The organism is Streptomyces millisiae (genome assembly GCF_031845425.1).
Taxonomy (GTDB): domain Bacteria; phylum Actinomycetota; class Actinomycetes; order Streptomycetales; family Streptomycetaceae; genus Streptomyces; species Streptomyces millisiae.
In genome coordinates, this window is record NZ_JAVREM010000059.1 from 24,871 (window position 1) to 41,050 (window position 16,180).

The following is a 16,180-nucleotide window of genomic DNA, read 5'->3' on the forward strand; positions in this document are numbered from 1 at the left end:
CCGGGCATGCCAATAAAACCGGGCAAGCCGGGCACGCGGTAGTCCCGTCACCTGACGGGTCGTCGTAGCCTCACGCCATGGCACGGAACATCGGCAGCCACTACACCGTCCACCGTGTGCTCGGCCGCGGCAGTGCCGGAACGGTGTGGCTCGGGGACGGGCCCGACGGCCCCGTGGCGATCAAGCTCCTGCGTGAGGACCTCGCCGCGGACCGCGACCTGGCCGAGCGCTTCGCCCACGAGCGGCACGCCCTGCTCGGACTCGAACACCCCAACATCGTCGGCGTCCGCGACCTGATCATCGCGGACTCGGGCGACACCCCCGACGGCCAGGAGGTCGCCCTGGTCATGGACCTGGTGCGCGGCCCCGACCTGCGCCGCCACCTGGAGCGCGAGCGCCGTCTCGCGCCGCGCGAGGCCGTGGCGATCACCGCGGCCGTCGCCAATGGCCTGGCCGTCGCGCACGCCGCCGGCATCGTGCACCGTGACGTCAAGCCCGAGAACATCCTGCTCGACACCCCCGAGGGCGGCCGGGTCGCGCTGCTCACCGACTTCGGCGTCGCCAAGCTGATCGACGAGCCGCGGCACGGCGGCAAGGGCGGCGTCGTCGGCACCCCCGACTATCTGGCCCCCGAGATCGTGGAGGGCCTGCCGCCCCGCGCGGCCGTGGACATCTACGCGCTGGTCACCGTCCTCTACGAGCTGCTGGCCGGCTTCACCCCCTTCGGCGGCGGCCACCCGGGCGCCGTGCTGCGCCGGCAGGTCACCGAGAAGGCCGCCGAGCTGCCCGGCATCCCGCGCGAGCTGTGGGAGCTGATCCAGCAGTGCCTCGCCAAGGCGCCGGCCTCCCGACTGCGCGCGGCCGAGCTGGCCTCCCGACTGCGCGAGTTGCTGCCGTCCCTGGAGGGTCTGCCGCCGCTCGACATCGGCGACCCGGAGGAGGACGCGGCGCCCGAGCCCGTCGAGGCGGAGGAGCCGATCGCGGCCCTGGCCGCCGCGGGCGGTGGCGGCGGTGGCGCGGGGCGGGTCGCGGTGCCGCTGGTCCGCGGCACCGCGCCCGACTCGGAGCGCGAGACCCACACCCGGATGCGGGTACCGGACGCGGAGGAGCTGGCCGGGGGCGCGCACGGCACCGCGCGCACCATCAGGACCGCCGGCGAGCGCCGGGCCGGCTCGGCCAGGAACGCCGCGGCCGCCCGCCGCCGCAGGCGGCTGGCCGTGACGGCCGCCGCCCTGGTCTGCGCCGCCGCGCTCGGCGGCTGGCTGCTGTTCTCCGGCGGCGACAGCAGCGACGGCGGCCTGGGCGAGCCGGCCGGCGGCCCGCCCAGGGCGGACGTCCAGCTCTCCCAGCCCGCGTAGCGGCCCGTCGGCGGGCGGCCACGCCGCCCGCCGACGGCGCGCGCCGCTGGCCGCGGCGCCCAGCCGTTACGCTGGACGTGTGGCAGTTGTCGATGTATCCGAAGCTCTGAAGTCTCTCGCCTCCACCATGGAGTCGATCGAGGCCGTCCTCGACCTGGACAGCCTGCGGGCCGAGGTCGCCTCGCTTGAGGAGCAGGCGGCCGCCCCCACCCTCTGGGACGACCCGGAGCGCGCCCAGCAGGTCACCAGCAAGCTCTCCCTGCTCCAGGCCCAGGTGCGCAAGACCGAGGAGCTGCACAGCCGCATCGACGACCTCGAGGTGCTCTTCGAGCTCGCCGAGGCCGAGTCCGACGCGGACACCCGCAAGGAGGCCGAGGCCGAGCTGGCCGCCGTCCAGAAGGCGGTGGACGAGCTCGAGGTCCGCACCCTGCTCTCCGGCGAGTACGACCAGCGCGAGGCCATGGTCAGCATCAGGGCCGAGGCCGGCGGCGTGGACGCGGCCGACTTCGCGGAGCAGCTGCAGCGCATGTACCTGCGCTGGGCCGAGCGCAAGGGCTACCCGACCGAGGTGCTCGACACCTCCTACGCGGAGGAGGCCGGCATCAAGTCGACCACCTTCACCGTCAAGGCCCCCTACGCCTACGGCACGCTCTCGGTCGAGCAGGGCACCCACCGCATGGTGCGGATCTCCCCGTTCGACAACCAGGGCCGCCGCCAGACCTCGTTCGCCGGCGTCGAGGTGCTGCCGGTGGTGGAGCAGACCGACCACATCGAGGTCCCGGAGAACGAGATCCGGGTGGACGTCTTCCGCTCCTCGGGCCCCGGTGGACAGTCCGTCAACACCACGGACTCGGCGGTCCGCATCACCCACCTGCCCACCGGCATCGTCGTCTCCTGTCAGAACGAGAAGTCCCAGATCCAGAACCGCGCCGCCGCGATGCGCGTGCTGCAGGCCCGGCTGCTCGCCCACCAACGGGCGCAGGAGCAGGCCAAGATGGACGCGCTCAAGGGCGACGGCGGCAACTCCTGGGGCAACCAGATGCGGAGCTACGTCCTCCAGCCGTACCAGATGGTCAAGGATCTTCGTACCGAACACGAAGTCGGAAACCCCCAGGGTGTTTTGGACGGGGATATCGATGACTTCCTGGAGGCGGGAATCCGCTGGCGGAAACAGCAGGAGAAGTAACCTTCACACAACTTTCTTGGCCCGCTCGGCATTTACCGGACATCCCGCTTGACGGGGGTCGTTTCAGCGGGAAAGCTGTTCGCCTGGCATGCCTATGTCCAGGGGTGCGTGTTGCGCAAGGGGCGCGTGAGAGGCTCGGTGCCCTCCGCGCCGGGCGCCGCCCTTGCGCAGGCTGCCCATGACAAGCGGGACATAGTCTGTACCGAACAGCTACAGGGGGTAGTGCATCTATGGCCAGTCCCAAGACACGCGCCAACATGGCGCGCGTCGCCGCGGCCGCCGTCTTCGCGGCGGGCGCCTCGCTCGCCGTCGTCGGCACGGCGTCCGCGGGTGAGCAGAGCAAGGACAGCTCGGCGCCGACCGCCCAGGACGCCGCCATCCTCGGCGTCGCCGAGGGCGCGGACGGTGCCATTCTCGGTCTGACCGAGGGCAACGACGGCGGTGCCGATGACGGTGGCGCGGACGACGGCGGTGCTGACGACGGCGGTGCCGATGACGGCGGTGCTGACGACGGTGGCGCGGACGACGGCGGTGCCGATGACGGTGGCGCGGACGACGGCGGTGCTGACGACGGTGGCGCGGACGACGGCGGTGCCGATGACGGTGGCGCGGACGACGGCGGTGCCGATGACGGTGGCGCGGACGACGGCGGTGCCGATGACGGTGGCGCGGACGACGGCGGTGCCGATGACGGTGGCGCGGACGACGGCGGTGCTGACGACGGTGGCGCGGCCAACGGCGCCGACGGCGGTAGCCCCGAGGGTGTCGCCGAGGGCGCCGGCGGTCCGCAGCCCGACTCCGAGGGTGCCACCTCGCCGATCGAGCAGAACGACCCGACCGAGCAGCTGACCGAGGAGGAGGCCGAGGCCGTTCCCAGCGGCAACGGCGAGCTGGCCGAGACCGGCGCCTCCATGAACGAGACGCTGCTGATCATCGGTGCCGCGACCATGATCGCGGGCGGCGTGGCCTTCCGCTACCTGCCGCGGCTGATCACCAAGAACGGTGGTGCGGCCGCCGCCTGACCAGCCAGGTCACGGCGCGCGTGCACCGCGTAACACCACGCACATCAGAACGGGCCCGGGGCGGCGCTGCTGCCCCGGGCCCGCTCGTTCGAGTCCCGGGCTCCGGCCCGCTCAGGCGGGCCTGGCGACCAGCAGCAGCACGGCCACCAGCGCCAGCAGCAGGGCGACGAGACCGGCGGGGCTGCCGAGCGCGCCCCACGGGCCACGCTCCGCGCGCAGCCGCGCGAGCTCGGCCCGGCAGACGGCGCAACGGCCCTCGCTGACCCGCCCCGCGCAGTTGGCGCACACCAGCCAGTCGGCGGTCATGCGATCGTCTCCTCTCATCTCCCCCTGCTCCCTACTGTGCCAGGGTCCGTACGGAAACGCAGAAGCCCGACCGGATCCGGGCCGGATCCCGCCGGGGACCGGCCTGGAAACAGGACCCCGATCCACCCAACGGGAGCGAAACCGGCAAAAGCGGATGGCCTGGGACGCCGCCTGCGGACCACACGCCGCTTCGCGTATGGTCTGCCCCAGCGACGGGGAGCCCCCCGCATGTACCCCATCCCGACATGGTGTAACCGTGATCCGATTCGACAACGTCTCCAAGACGTACCCGAAGCAGAACGCGCCGGCCCTCAACAACGTGTCCCTCGAGGTCGAACGCGGCGAGTTCGTCTTCCTGGTGGGCTCCTCCGGCTCCGGCAAGTCCACCTTCCTGCGGCTGCTGCTGCGCGAGGAGCGCGCCAGCCACGGCTCGGTGCACGTGCTCGGCAAGGACCTGGGCCGGCTCTCCAACTGGAAGATCCCCCAGATGCGCCGCCAACTCGGCACCGTGTTCCAGGACTTCCGGCTGCTGCCGAACAAGACGGTGGGCGAGAACGTCGCCTTCGCGCTCGAGGTCATCGGCAAGCCCCGCGGGCAGATCCGCAAGACCGTGCCGGAGGTCCTCGAACTCGTCGGCCTCGGCGGCAAGGAGGAGCGGATGCCGGGTGAGCTCTCCGGCGGTGAGCAGCAACGCGTCGCCATCGCACGGGCGTTCGTCAACCGGCCGATGCTGCTGATCGCGGACGAGCCGACCGGCAACCTGGACCCGCAGACCTCGGTCGGCATCATGAAGCTCCTGGACCGCATCAACCGCACCGGCACGACCGTCGTCATGGCCACCCACGACGCGCAGATCGTGGACCAGATGCGCAAGCGCGTCATCGAGCTCGAGAAGGGCCGTCTCGTCCGCGACCAGACCCGCGGCGTCTACGGCTACCAGCACTGACCCCGGCCTGAGCCCCGACTGAAAGGACGCCATGCGCGCCCACTTCGTCCTGTCGGAGATCGGCGTCGGTCTCCGCCGCAATCTGACGATGACCTTCGCGGTGATCGTGTCGGTCGCCCTCTCGCTGTCCCTGCTCGGCGGCTCGCTGCTGACCAACCAGCAGGTCAACAGCATGAAGGACTTCTGGTACGACCGGGTCGAGGTGTCGATATTCCTCTGCAACGAGAACGACGCCCAGACCGACCCCGCCTGCGCCCGCGGCGCGGTCACCGAGGACCAGAAGGAGCAACTGCTGGCGGAGCTCGAGGAACTGGAGCTCGTCGAGGACGTCTTCTACGAGTCGGCCGACGAGGCGTACACGCACTACCAGGAGCAGCAGGCCGACTCGCCGATCGCCGCCGTGGTCACCCCGGACCAGATGCAGGAGTCGTACCGGGTCAAGCTGACCGACCCGACCCAGTACGACGTCGTGTCCTCGGCGTTCGCGGGTCGGGAGGGCGTGCAGTCGGTGCAGGACCAGCGCTCGACGCTGGAGAACCTGTTCGACCTGCTCAACGGCGTCAACTACGCGGCGCTCGGGCTGATGGCGCTGATGCTGGTGGTGGCGATGCTGCTGATCGTGAACACGGTGCGGGTCTCGGCGTTCAGCCGGCGCCGGGAGACCGGGATCATGCGTCTGGTCGGCGCGTCCAGCCTCTACATCCAGCTGCCGTTCATCCTGGAGGCGGCGATCGCCGGCCTGCTCGGCGGGTTGTTCGCCTGTGTGCTGATCGTGGGCGTCAAGTACTTCGCGATCAACAACTTCCTGGCCGAGCAGATCCCGCTGATCAACTTCATCGGCTGGGACGCGGTGCTCTCGGTGCTGCCGTTGGTGCTGGTGGTGAGCGCGCTGATGCCCTCCCTGGCGGCCTTCTTCGCGCTCCGCAAGTACCTGCGCGTGTAGGGCGCGTGTGATTTATCACCGTGGCGTGCACCCGGACGTACCGGGTGAAACTCCCGTGCGCCCCCCGGGGGTGTCCTACACTCCGCACCATGTCACGACCGTGTCACGGAGTTTCGTTTGGGCCACGGGGCGGGGGTGCCGCCGCCAGGCGGGGGACCGCCCTGGCGTGTGTCTTCGCCGGGGTGCTCGTGACGGGCGCCGCCACCGGCTCCTGGCCGGAGGCGGCGGGCTCCGGCCAGCCGGTGCCGGCCGCCGGGCCGGGCCCGGAGCGGGCCGAGACGCTCGACGACGCCGGCGAGTTGGTGAGCCGTAGCGGCGACCGCTGGGCGAGCGCCTACTCGGCGGAGGAGTACCAGTCGGTCCGGCTGAACCTGGCCGGCGAGTACGTCGGCACCGGGATCGCGGTGATCAGCACCGCCGAGGGCCGCATCGTGGTCAGCGAGGTGCACCCGGGCAGCCCGGCCGAGCGCGCCGGCGTCCGGGCCGGCGACGAACTGGTCACCATCGACGGCGTGCCGCTCACCGGCCGCCCGGTCACCGACGCCGTGAGCCGGCTGCGCGGCAGCGCGGGCCCCGAGCCGGCGCCCGCCGGCAGCACGGTGCTGCTCGGCGTCGCGCGGGAGGACGTGGTCACCACGGTCCAGGTGGAGCGCGCCCGGCTGACCGCCCGCCCGGTCACCGTCACCCGCGACGAGCCGGGCGTCACCAGGATCCACGTCAGCTCCTTCGTCGAGGGCTCGGGCGAGCTGGTCCGGGCCGCGGCACACAGCGCGCCGCCGGAGGACGGCATCGTGCTCGACCTGCGCGGGAACACCGGCGGGCTGCTCACCGAGGCCGCCGCCGCGGCCTCCGTCTTCCTGGACGGCGGCCTGGTCGCCACCTACGACGTGCGCGGCGAGCAGAACGCGCTGCACGCCGAGCCCGGCGGGGACACGGAGAGGCCCCTGGTGGTGCTGGTGGACGGCGGCACCATGAGCTCGGCCGAGATGCTGACCGGCGCCCTCCAGGACCGCAACCGCGCGGTGATCGTCGGCACCCCGACCTTCGGCAAGGGCACCGTCCAGATGCCGGACGTGCAGCCGGACGGCTCGGTCGCCGAGCTGACCGTGGGCCGCTACGCCACCCCGTCGGGCCGTACGGTCGGCTCCGAGGGACTCGTGCCCGACCTGCTCGTCGGCCCCGGCGAGGACGCCGAGGAGCGGGCGGAAAACGTGCTCGGCGGTCTGGCGGCCGGCCGGTAGACTCGGCTGGTCATGGCAAAGGAAACGGGGCGCAAGCTGATCGCGCAGAACAAGAAGGCGCGGCACGACTATCACGTTCTGGACACGTACGAATGCGGTCTGGTACTGACCGGCACCGAGGTGAAGTCGCTGCGCCAGGGCCGCGCGTCCCTCGTCGACGGTTTCGGCCAGATCGACGGCGGCGAGGTGTGGCTGCACAACGTGCACATCCCCGAGTACGCGCAGGGCACCTGGACCAACCACAGCGCCCGGCGGAAGCGGAAGCTGCTGATGCACCGCGCGGAGATCGACAAGCTGGTCGGCCGGATCCAGGAGACGGGCCTGACGCTGGTGCCGCTCTCCCTCTACTTCCTGAACGGACGAGCCAAGGTCGAGCTCGCCCTGGCGCGGGGCAAGCGGGACTACGACAAGCGGCAGACGCTGCGGGAGAAGCAGGACCGCCGGGAGGCGGAGCGCGTCGTCTCGGCGGCTCGCCGCAGGCAGCGCGCGTGACGTATCATGGCAGGGACGCGGCCGGGAGCGGTCGTGGTGTTTGTTAACTCAACATGGGGATGATCGGTTTCGACAGCGGATGTCGAAGTAGGGGAAGCGAGCCGAGGAAGCGCGGCAATGATCTCGTTAACCATGTGCCGTGAAAAAATAATCGCCAATAACAAGCGCGATTCCTTCGCCCTCGCTGCCTGAGCAGCGACTCGCGAAGTGTCAGCCCGGGCCTGTTCCCGTCCCGGTGTCTGGCATCAGCTAGGGAACTCACCTGTTAGCTCCGGTCGCGGGAGCTAAGGGGACACCAAACAGCGACTGAGCCCGTCGGAGACTTGTCCGCGTGATCTCCGGGGCTGAGAAAATCAGAGCGGACTGCGCTCGGAGAAGCCCTCCTTCTGCTTCGTTGGACGCGGGTTCGATTCCCGCCATCTCCACTCCGTCGACAGGCGACGTGCGCCCGCGCTCCGCGCGGGCCGCGTCGCCTTCGTCGTTTCAGAGCCCCGCGTCGTTCCAGGCCACGTCGTCTTTGTCGTTTCTGCTCGGCTTGGCCCGGGTGGCGGCGGTAGGGTGCGCGCCATGGGGAACAGTGCACCGGGGTGGGACCCGCAGCGGCAGCCGGCGAGTTGGCGGTCTCATCGAAGCGTGGTGATAGGTGGCGCCGTGCTGGTCACGGTGTTGGCGGTGGTCGCGGTGCTCGTGCTCCGTGGCGTGGACGGCGACGGCCGCTCCGACCAGGCGCGGGACGGCGCGGACGCCTTCCTGCGCGCCTGGGCCGACGGTGACCTGGCGCGGGCCGCGTCGCTCACCGACGATCCGGAGGGCGCGCGTTCGTTGCTCGACTCGGTGGCGGAGAACATGGGCTCCGAGGAGACCGTGCTGGAGATCGCCGGCGAGGCCGAGGCGGTCGAGGACGCGGACGAGGCGATGCGGGTGCCGTTCACCGCGACGTTCACCCTGGGGGAGCTGGGCGACTGGTCCTACGACTCGGCCGCGGTGATGGTGCCCGGCGAGGAGGACCGTTGGCTGGTGCGCTGGGAACCCGCCGTCGTCCACCCGCGGTTGGGGGAGGGGCAGACGCTGGTCCTCACCACCGAGGAGCCCGAGCGGGCGCCCATACTCGCGGCCGACGGCAGCCAGTTGGCCGGCCCTTCGACCGTGTGGGACATCAGCCTCTGGCCCGCGATGCTCAGCGATCCCGCGGCGGCGTACGAGGCGATCGACGCGCTGGACGTGGGGGTCGACACCGAGGCGCTGGCGGACCGGGTGGCCGCGGCCGAGCCGGACCAGGCGGTGCCGGTGGTGACCCTGCGGGACGCCGACTACCAGGAGCACGCCGGGGAGTTGGGGGCCGTGCCCGGGATCCAGGTCCAGGAGGACACCAGGCCGCTGGCGCACGCGGCCAGGTCGCTGGTCGGGGGCCTCGACCCCGAGTCCGGCGCCGGCTCCTCGGGGCTGCAGCAGCGCTACGACGAGCAGTTGGCCGGCACCCCCGCCTCCGCGGTGGTGATCGCCGACCGCGAGTCGGGCGAGGCCGTCGACACCCTCTACGAGCAGGAGGGTGGCGAGGCCGGCAGCCCGGTGGAGACCACGATCGACCCCGAGGTGCAGGCCGCGGCCGAGGAGGCGCTCGACGACCTCGGGCGGGCCGGCTCGATCGTCGCGATACGGCCGTCGTCCGGCGAGGTGCTGGCCGCGGCCGACTGGCCGCTCGACGGGTTCAACCGGTCCCTCCAGGGGCAGTTGGCGCCCGGGTCCACCTTCAAGGTAGTGACGGCGGCCGCGCTGCTCGAAGCCGGGGTGACGCCGGACGACCGCCTCGGCTGCCCCCGTGAGGTCACCGTGAACGGCCAGGCCTTCGAGAACCAGAACGAGTTCGAGCTCGGGCCCGAGACGACCCTGCGCGAGGCGTTCACCGAGTCCTGCAACACGGCGTTCATCGGCAACCGGGACCGCTTCGAGGACGACACCCTCAACCGGACGGCGCGGGCCTTCGGCATAGGCGAGGAGTGGAGCGTGGGCGCCGTCACCTTCGACGGCAGCGTGCCGGTCGCCGAGGACGAGAACGCGCTGGCCGCGTCGCTGATCGGGCAGGGCCAGGTGCAGGCCAGCCCGCTGGTGATGGCCTCGGTGGCCGCCACCGTGGCGGACGGAACGTTCCGCCAGCCGCTGCTGGTCCCGGCGGCCGTGGAGGAGCCGTACCAGGCGGACACCGAGCTGTCCGAGTCCACGGTCGCGGCGCTCCGCACGATGATGCGGGCCACCGTGACGGAGGGCAGCGCCTCGGCGCTGGACGGCGTGCCGGGCGAGCCGCACGGCAAGACCGGGACGGCCGAGTACCGGGCGGAGGACGGCGAGCTGTCGACCAACGCGTGGATGATCGGCTTCCTCGGCGAGGGCGACCTGGCGTTCGCGGTGGTGCTCGAGGACGGCGGCTCGGGCGGCCGCGACGCCGGGCCGCTGGCCGCGGCCTTCCTCACGGCGCTCTAGGCCCTGTCCGGGCGATCTTCTTCGGGCCCGCGACGCCATACACGGCACCTCGCTGCGTTACCGAATCGCGCGAATACGGCCAAGTATGAGCTGCGATCCGGTGCCTTGCGATGCACCGCGTCTGACGCCGCGGGCTGATCCTCGAAGACCGCCCGGACAGGACCTAGCCGCTCACTCGTCCGCCCGTCGGCGGAGCGGGGGTGTCCCGCGCCCGGCTCGCCGGCCGGCGGACGACGGCCGGCGGCGTCGTGGGTTCGCCCGCGCGGCGGGTGGGCGGGTGTCCAGGGCCGAGGGGAGGGCGGCGATCAGCGTGCCCCCGGTGAGGGCGAAGAGCATGGTCGGCATGGCATCCACCCTCGCCAAGGGCGAGGCGCCGCGTCCAACACCTGATCAGCGCCCATTCACGCGCCCCTGTTGTGAATCGGCTGGGGCGCGTGAGAATGGTCCTCGTGCACCACGAGACCGATCCCCGACTGCTGCGCGCGTTCGTCACGGTGGCCGAGGAACTGCACTTCACCCGGGCCGCCGGCCGGCTCTTCGTGGCGCAGCAGGCGCTCAGCCGGGACATCAGGCGGCTGGAACGCGAGTGGGGGACGGCGCTCTTCGACCGGAGCACCCGGCATGTGGCCCTCACCCGGGAGGGGGAGCGCCTGCTGCCGCACGCGCGCCGTGTGCTGGCGGCGTACGACGGGCTCGGCGCCGCCGTGGCGGCCGGTGGCGACCGGCCACTGGTGGTGGACGTGGCGGCGCGGGTCGCCACCGGGCAGCGGGTGCTCGACGAGGCGCGGCTGATCGCGCCCGAGCTCGAGTTCGTCGCCCGCTACCACAGCGGCCTCGCCAGGGCGGCGGCCGAGATCGCCGACGGCCGGCTCGACGTGTCGTTCGGCCGGGTGGCCGGCCTCGCCCCGGCCGTGCGGGCCGGGCTCGCGCACCGGCTGATCCGCTTCGAGCGGGTGGCCGTGCTGCTGCCGGGCGACCACCGGCTGGCCGCGCTGCCCCGGGTGCCGCTCGCCGAACTGGCGGGCGAGACGCTGTACGCGGCGGCGGGCAACGAGGAGACCACCGAGTGGACCGACTACGCCCGCAGCCTCTTCGCCGGGCGCGGCATCCACCTCGCGCCGCCGTTCCCGAAGATCGAGGGCGAGGCGGAGTTCGGCCGGGTCGTGCGCAGGCAGGGCTGGTCCGTGCTGGCCAGCACGGAGTTCGTCGGCGTGCCGGGCATGGTGCTGCGACCGCTCGTCGAACCCGTGCCGCTCTCCCCGGTCTCCATGGTGTGGCGGCGCGGGCCGCACCACCCGGGGCTCGACGCGCTCACCGCGGCCGCCCGCGATCTGGGCGGCCGCGGCTCCTGGTTGGAACGCCCGGCCGGCTCCTGGCTGCCGGAGGCCGACCAGGGGCTCTACGCCTCCGCCGGGTCCTGAACGGTCAGCCAGCCCAGCTCGGCCGCCCGCACCCCCGCCTGGAAGCGGTTGGTGGCGCCGAGCCGCGCCATCAGCTGCGCCACCGTCCGGCTCACCGACCGCTGGGAGACGCCGAGCCGCAGCGCGATGTCGTCGTTGGTGCGGCCGGTCGCCATGAGCAGCAGCACCTCGCGCTCGACGCCCACCGGCTCGGTGTCCGGCGCCGCCACGTCGGGCTCGACGAAGTCCCGGCCGTCCTCCCAGCACTGTTCGAAGACCTGGCACAGGAAGCTCAGCACCGAGGGGTCCCGGACGATGGCCGCGCCCGCCGCCGTGTCCAGCGGGTCGAGCGGCAGCACCACGCAGTCCCGGTCGTAGATCAGCATGCGGGACGGCAGCGTGCCGGTGCTGCGCACCGACCCGCCGGCGGTGGTCAGCCGCTCCACGTACTGCACGGTGTTGCGGTGGCGGCGGGCGCTGTGCTGGAACAGCGACCGCATGGTGATGCCGCGCGACAGCAACTCCATGTCCAGCGGTGCGGCCGCCCGGACGGCCGCGTCGGTCACGCCGCCACCCGGTTGCATGGAGTCCAACGAGGTGGTGCAGGTGCGGCCCAGGTCGTCGATCACCGCGCGGACGTTCTCTATCCCCTCGACCACCTCGATGCTGCTCTTGGCCGAGCGCATGCTGCGGGCTTCCAGGTAGTCGCCGGAGAGCGCGTGCAACTGCTCCCTGGTGGCCGCCATCGCGATCCGCTGCTGGAGGATGTCGCGCTCCAACGGGGCGAGCAGCGCCTCCGCCGCGCTCTCCGGGCTGATCGCCACCCAGCCGCCGCTCGGCGAGCGCTGCAACAGGCCGAGCTGGGAGAGCTTCTTCTCGGCCTGGCTGACCTGCTCCCGGTCGAGACCGGCCCGCGCCGCCAACTGGCTGACCAGGTCGGTGGGATGGGTGACCCGCAGCTGGTACACGCGAACGGTCGCCGCGTCGATCTCCTCGTCGTCGCCCAGCACCGCGCCGGCCTCACCGTCGCCGACGGCGTCGCCCGCCTGTGTCGTGCTCACATCCATCGTCCGCACCCCTTCCCGTCGGAGTGGTCGTGTCAGGACAGCCAGCCGTTGAGCGCGGCCCGCGCGCCCGCCTGGAACCGGCTCTCGGCGCCGAGGCGCTCCATCAGGCGGGCGACGATGCGGCTGACGGACCGGGGCGACATGCCCAACTGGTGGGCGATCGCCTCGTCCTTCTTGCCCGCCGCCATCAGCAGCAGCACCTCGCGCTCGACACCGGCCGGCTCGGGGCCGGTGCGTTGCTCCTCGGCGAAGTCCAACGCCCGGTCCCAGTAGTGCTCGAAGAGCTGCTTGAGGAACTTGAGCACCGCGGGATCGCGCACCAGGGCGGCGCCGCCCGCCGTGTTCAGGGGGTCGAGCGGCAGCACCGCGCAGTCGTCGTAGATCAGCATCCGGGACGGCAACACGGCGGTGCTGCGCACCTGGCCGCCCTCGCTGGCGAGGGTGGCCGCGTAGACGGTGGTGGCGCGGTGGCCGCGCGCCGAGTGCTGGAAGATCGAGCGGATCCGGATGCCACGGGAGAGGAGCTCGCGGTCCACGGCCAGCGCGGCGCGGAGGGCGTCGTCGGTCTGTGGGCCGCCGTACACCAGCGCGTCCAGGGACTTGGCGCAGGTGCGGCCGAGGTCGTCGATGACGGCGCGGATGTTGTCGATGCCCTCGACGATCTCGATGCTGCTCTTGGCCGAGCGCATGCTGCGGGCTTCCAGGTAGTCGCCGGAGAGGGCGTGCAGCCTGGCCCTGGTCGCCGCCATCGCGATGCGTCGTTGGAGAATGTCCTGTTCCATCGGCGCGAGGAGCGCGTCGGCGGCGCTCTCGGGGCTGATGGCCACCCGGCCGCCGCTCGGGGACGGCCGCAACAGGCCCAACTCGGCGAGCTGGAACTCCGCGTCCTTCACTTGCTCCGGTGTAAGACCAGCACGAACGGCAATCCATTCAACGGAGTTGGTGGGGTGAGTCACGCGGAGCCGGTAAACTCGGGCGGCCGCTGCGTCTATTTTGCCGGATTCGCTCACGATCTTCTTCCTCGAACGACATCGGCCAGCCCCTTGGCGTCAACTTGACAGGCGAGATGATGCCACAGCGATTCTATCGACTTCGCCGTGAATGCTCGTGAGCATGATTGGGCCAGCATGCCACTCATGTTCGCCTATGTGGACACGGAAGAGGGATCCCGTGAAGAAGTTTGTTCTCAGCGTTCTCGCCGCCTTCGTGATCGCGGCGGTGTCCGGTGGGGTCGCCACGGCTCAGGACACGAGTGCCGGGCAGAACGACACCCTCGGCAGCGTCTGGGGCTGATGCGCGACCCGCGGGGAGCCCGGCACCTCGGCCGGTGACGCGGTCGACCTGGAACTGGACGTGGACGTGGACTCGAACCTCGGATCTCGTGGACTCAAGGAGGCGGCACGATGACGCCCCAGTCACCGATGGCGGTTCTGCTCAGCCCGCGCCCTGCGGTGGTCGAGGCGGCCCGCCGGGTCGGCGCCCGCACCCTGGTGTTGGCACCCGACCTGTCACGACCGGGAGTTCGGGAGGCCGTCGCCCTCGCCGACCAGGCGATCACGGTCGACTGGACCGACCATCCCCAACTGATGATGGCCGTCGGCCATCTCACCAACCTTCCCGCCAGGGCTGCTGTGTTCGGCTTCACCGAGGCCAGCGCCCTGATCGCCGCCCGGGCGAACGAAGCGCTCCGCTTCCCGGGCAACCCCCATGCGGCCGTCGCGTACCTCACGGACAAGGCGGCCTTGCGCGGCAGGGTCAACCAGCTCACCGGTGCCCCCGTCCGGTTCGAGCACTGTGACCGTGCCGCGCATCTGGTGGCCGTCGCCGAGCGCGTCGGCTTCCCGTGCGTGGCCAAGCCGCGCACCGGCTCGGGCGGCCAGGACGTGCATCTGCTGCGCAGCGCGGTGGACGCGTCGGACCTGGCCGCCCAGCTGGCGGGCGAACCCGCCCTGATCGTCGAGGAGTTCCTCGACGGCCCGGAGTACAGCGTCGAGGCGCACTCGCGGGCAGGCGAGCACACGGTCCTCGCCGTCACCAGGAAGTACGGCCCCCGCGACCTGGTGGGAGCCGTCATCACCGAGCACCAGCGGACGACCGGCTACGACATGCCGGCCGATCTGGACGAGGACACGCGGGAGCGGATCCACCGACTGGTCGTCGCCACGCTCAACTCGGCGGGCCAGCGCAACGGGCTCTCGCAGACCGAGGTCATCGTCACCGCCGAGGGGCCGCGGCTCATCGAGTCGCACGCCCACCCGGGAGCCACCGAGGTGCACGACCTGCTGCGGCTGGCCACCGGGACCGACCTGATCGCGCTCAGCGTCGCCAGCGCGCTCGGACTGCCGCTGCCGGAGCCCGACTTCGGCGAGCCGCGGTGTGCCGGCATCCGGTTCCTGCGGCTGCCGCCCGGCCATTTCGAGGCGGTGGAGGGGATCGCGGAGGCGCGGGCGCTCGCCGGGGTGCGGGAGCTGGAGATCGCGGTTCCCGTGGGGAGTCATGTTCCGGAGGCCACCAGCCGGGTCGCCGGACATGGCTACGTCACGGCGGTCGCCGACAGCCCCCAGGAGCTGGAGGCGGTGCTGCGCAAGGCGCTCGACACGCTGCGGCCCGTGGTGCTGCCGGCTCCGGCGCCGGAACCCGGGCCGTCCGTGCTGGCCGGGGCGATGGCCCGGGAGATCCCACGTGCCGACGTGCCGCGGGACATGCTGAGGGAGGCAGTGAAGGAGGAGGAGCACACTGCGGCCTGAGCTGTTCCCCGCGCTGGTCCCGCCCCGGACCCCGGCCCCACGGACAGACCTCCTCCTGCCCCTCGGGCGCACCTACTTCGTCGTGGAACGCCGTGACGCCCTCGGCGCCGTCGAACAACGCGGCGTGGTCGGCGCGTTGGGCCTGCACGGGGTGGAGACCGGGCACGTGCTGCGGCACCAGCAGGTCGCCGAGTCGGCCGTGCGGAACCAGGTCCGGCTCCTCGAACAGACCGACGCGCCGGTCGAGCCGTTACTGCTGGCCGCGACCGATCTCGGCTCCTTCCAGCAGTGCGTGGACGAGACGGTCAAGGGGCCGCCGGTCCGCGAACTCCCCACCCCGGAGGGCGGCACCCAGCTGCTGTGGGCGTGCGACCCGGCGTGGACCGACGTGCCTCCCGCCCTGCCGCCGGTGCTGCTCGCCGACGGCCACCACCGGCTGGAGGCCGCCAGGCGGCTGCGCCGGGCCGAGCCGGGCGCGGCGGCCGGCCGGCTGCCGGCGCTGGTCGTCGACCACCGCCGCTACCCGCTGACCCTCTCCGCCACCCACCGGGCGGTGCCCGGCCTCGACCTCGGCCGCGCGGTGGCCACGGCGGCCCGGGTCGCGCGGGTCACCGAGCTGCCGGCCGGCGCGCGGCTCGCACCGCGCAGCGGCACCTTCGTGCTGACCGGCGGCGGCCGGGCCTGGGAGGTCTCCGAGGTGTCGCCGGCGACCATGGCCGGTCGGCTGCGGTTCGTGCCCCCGGAGTGGGTGGAGCTGCCGGCGGCGATCAGCGACCACGTGCTGATCCCCGCGCTCTGCGAGGACCAGGGGGTGCCGGTGGCGCCGCGCTACACCACCGAGCCGCCGGGGCCCGAGGAGGTCGGCCTGATCCTGCCGCCGCCGACGTGGGACCAGATCTGGTCCGGCGCGGCCAGCGGGGCGGGCATGCCGCCCAAGTCCACCCACCTGGGCCCTTCGCTGCCGCGGTGGCCCCTGGCGTAGGTTTTTCCCACC

Annotated in this window: 16 protein-coding genes and 1 other RNA gene; 13 read left to right on the plus strand and 4 right to left on the minus strand. The window is 72.3% G+C overall.

All coding sequences use genetic code 11. The features are described from left to right. Positions 1-77: 77 nt before the first annotated feature. The 3 genes from RNC47_RS28615 to RNC47_RS28625 all read left to right on the plus strand — a co-directional run bounded on the left by RNC47_RS28615 (position 78) and on the right by RNC47_RS28625 (position 3,566). Positions 78-1,358 carry a serine/threonine-protein kinase gene (locus RNC47_RS28615; protein WP_311602824.1) on the plus strand — a complete coding sequence of 427 codons (1,281 nt, stop codon included), beginning with the start codon at positions 78-80 and terminating at the stop codon, positions 1,356-1,358. Positions 1,359-1,437: 79 nt separating this feature from the next. After that, positions 1,438-2,544: a peptide chain release factor 2 gene (gene prfB / locus RNC47_RS28620; protein WP_311602826.1), complete on the plus strand. Its 1,107-nt coding sequence runs from the start codon at positions 1,438-1,440 to the stop codon at positions 2,542-2,544. A 230-nt stretch (positions 2,545-2,774) separates the two neighbouring features. Then, the gene (locus tag RNC47_RS28625) at positions 2,775-3,566 is read left to right on the plus strand and encodes a hypothetical protein (protein WP_311602828.1); all 792 of its coding nucleotides are present in this window, start codon (positions 2,775-2,777) and stop codon (positions 3,564-3,566) included. A gap of 111 nt (positions 3,567-3,677) precedes the next feature. Here the strand turns inward: RNC47_RS28625 and RNC47_RS28630 are convergent, their stop codons facing one another. Beyond that, positions 3,678-3,872: a hypothetical protein gene (locus RNC47_RS28630; protein WP_311602830.1), complete on the minus strand. Its 195-nt coding sequence runs from the start codon at positions 3,870-3,872 to the stop codon at positions 3,678-3,680. Positions 3,873-4,128: 256 nt separating this feature from the next. Here RNC47_RS28630 and ftsE point away from each other — a divergent pair, with 256 nt between their 5' ends. The 6 genes from ftsE (at position 4,129) to RNC47_RS28660 (ending at position 9,972) form a co-directional block, all read left to right on the plus strand. Continuing rightward, complete coding sequence (gene ftsE, locus RNC47_RS28635) at positions 4,129-4,818, plus strand: cell division ATP-binding protein FtsE (protein WP_311602832.1); 690 nt, start codon at positions 4,129-4,131, stop codon at positions 4,816-4,818. A gap of 31 nt (positions 4,819-4,849) precedes the next feature. Continuing rightward, positions 4,850-5,761 (plus strand): permease-like cell division protein FtsX, encoded by a 912-nt coding sequence (ftsX, locus tag RNC47_RS28640; RefSeq protein WP_311602833.1) that lies wholly within the window; start codon positions 4,850-4,852, stop codon positions 5,759-5,761. A gap of 89 nt (positions 5,762-5,850) precedes the next feature. Then, the gene (locus RNC47_RS28645; RefSeq protein ID WP_394814902.1) at positions 5,851-7,002 is read left to right on the plus strand and encodes a S41 family peptidase; all 1,152 of its coding nucleotides are present in this window, start codon (positions 5,851-5,853) and stop codon (positions 7,000-7,002) included. Between the two features lie 12 nt (positions 7,003-7,014). Next, positions 7,015-7,494 (plus strand): SsrA-binding protein SmpB, encoded by a 480-nt coding sequence (gene smpB, locus RNC47_RS28650; RefSeq protein WP_311602835.1) that lies wholly within the window; start codon positions 7,015-7,017, stop codon positions 7,492-7,494. 55 nt (positions 7,495-7,549) lie between these two features. Then, positions 7,550-7,922, plus strand: a transfer-messenger RNA (tmRNA) gene (gene ssrA / locus RNC47_RS28655). Positions 7,923-8,127: 205 nt separating this feature from the next. Further along, positions 8,128-9,972 (plus strand): penicillin-binding transpeptidase domain-containing protein, encoded by a 1,845-nt coding sequence (locus RNC47_RS28660; RefSeq protein WP_311602837.1) that lies wholly within the window; start codon positions 8,128-8,130, stop codon positions 9,970-9,972. Between the two features lie 171 nt (positions 9,973-10,143). On the opposite strand, the gene RNC47_RS28665 is transcribed toward RNC47_RS28660, so the two are convergent. Further along, complete coding sequence (locus RNC47_RS28665) at positions 10,144-10,317, minus strand: hypothetical protein (protein ID WP_311602838.1); 174 nt, start codon at positions 10,315-10,317, stop codon at positions 10,144-10,146. 95 nt (positions 10,318-10,412) lie between these two features. Here RNC47_RS28665 and RNC47_RS28670 point away from each other — a divergent pair, with 95 nt between their 5' ends. Continuing rightward, positions 10,413-11,393 carry a LysR family transcriptional regulator gene (locus tag RNC47_RS28670; RefSeq protein WP_311602853.1) on the plus strand — a complete coding sequence of 327 codons (981 nt, stop codon included), beginning with the start codon at positions 10,413-10,415 and terminating at the stop codon, positions 11,391-11,393. Here the strand turns inward: RNC47_RS28670 and RNC47_RS28675 are convergent. Then, entirely contained in the window at positions 11,372-12,433 is a 1,062-nt protein-coding gene (locus RNC47_RS28675) for a helix-turn-helix transcriptional regulator (protein ID WP_311602840.1), read from the minus strand. The two genes, RNC47_RS28670 and RNC47_RS28675, sit on opposite strands and share 22 nt — an antisense overlap. A gap of 38 nt (positions 12,434-12,471) precedes the next feature. Continuing rightward, a complete protein-coding gene (locus tag RNC47_RS28680; protein ID WP_311602842.1) occupies positions 12,472-13,332 on the minus strand; it encodes a helix-turn-helix transcriptional regulator in 861 nt (286 codons plus the stop codon). Positions 13,333-13,609: 277 nt separating this feature from the next. On the opposite strand from RNC47_RS28680, the gene RNC47_RS28685 reads away from it, so the two are divergent. The 3 genes from RNC47_RS28685 (at position 13,610) to RNC47_RS28695 (ending at position 16,168) form a co-directional block, all read left to right on the plus strand. Next, positions 13,610-13,732: a hypothetical protein gene (locus tag RNC47_RS28685; RefSeq protein WP_311602844.1), complete on the plus strand. Its 123-nt coding sequence runs from the start codon at positions 13,610-13,612 to the stop codon at positions 13,730-13,732. Between the two features lie 110 nt (positions 13,733-13,842). Beyond that, positions 13,843-15,186, plus strand: coding sequence for an ATP-grasp domain-containing protein (locus RNC47_RS28690; protein ID WP_311602845.1), 1,344 nt, complete (start codon positions 13,843-13,845; stop codon positions 15,184-15,186). Positions 15,187-15,268: 82 nt separating this feature from the next. Next, positions 15,269-16,168 carry a DUF1015 family protein gene (locus RNC47_RS28695; RefSeq protein ID WP_311602847.1) on the plus strand — a complete coding sequence of 300 codons (900 nt, stop codon included), beginning with the start codon at positions 15,269-15,271 and terminating at the stop codon, positions 16,166-16,168. Positions 16,169-16,180: the final 12 nt, after the last annotated feature.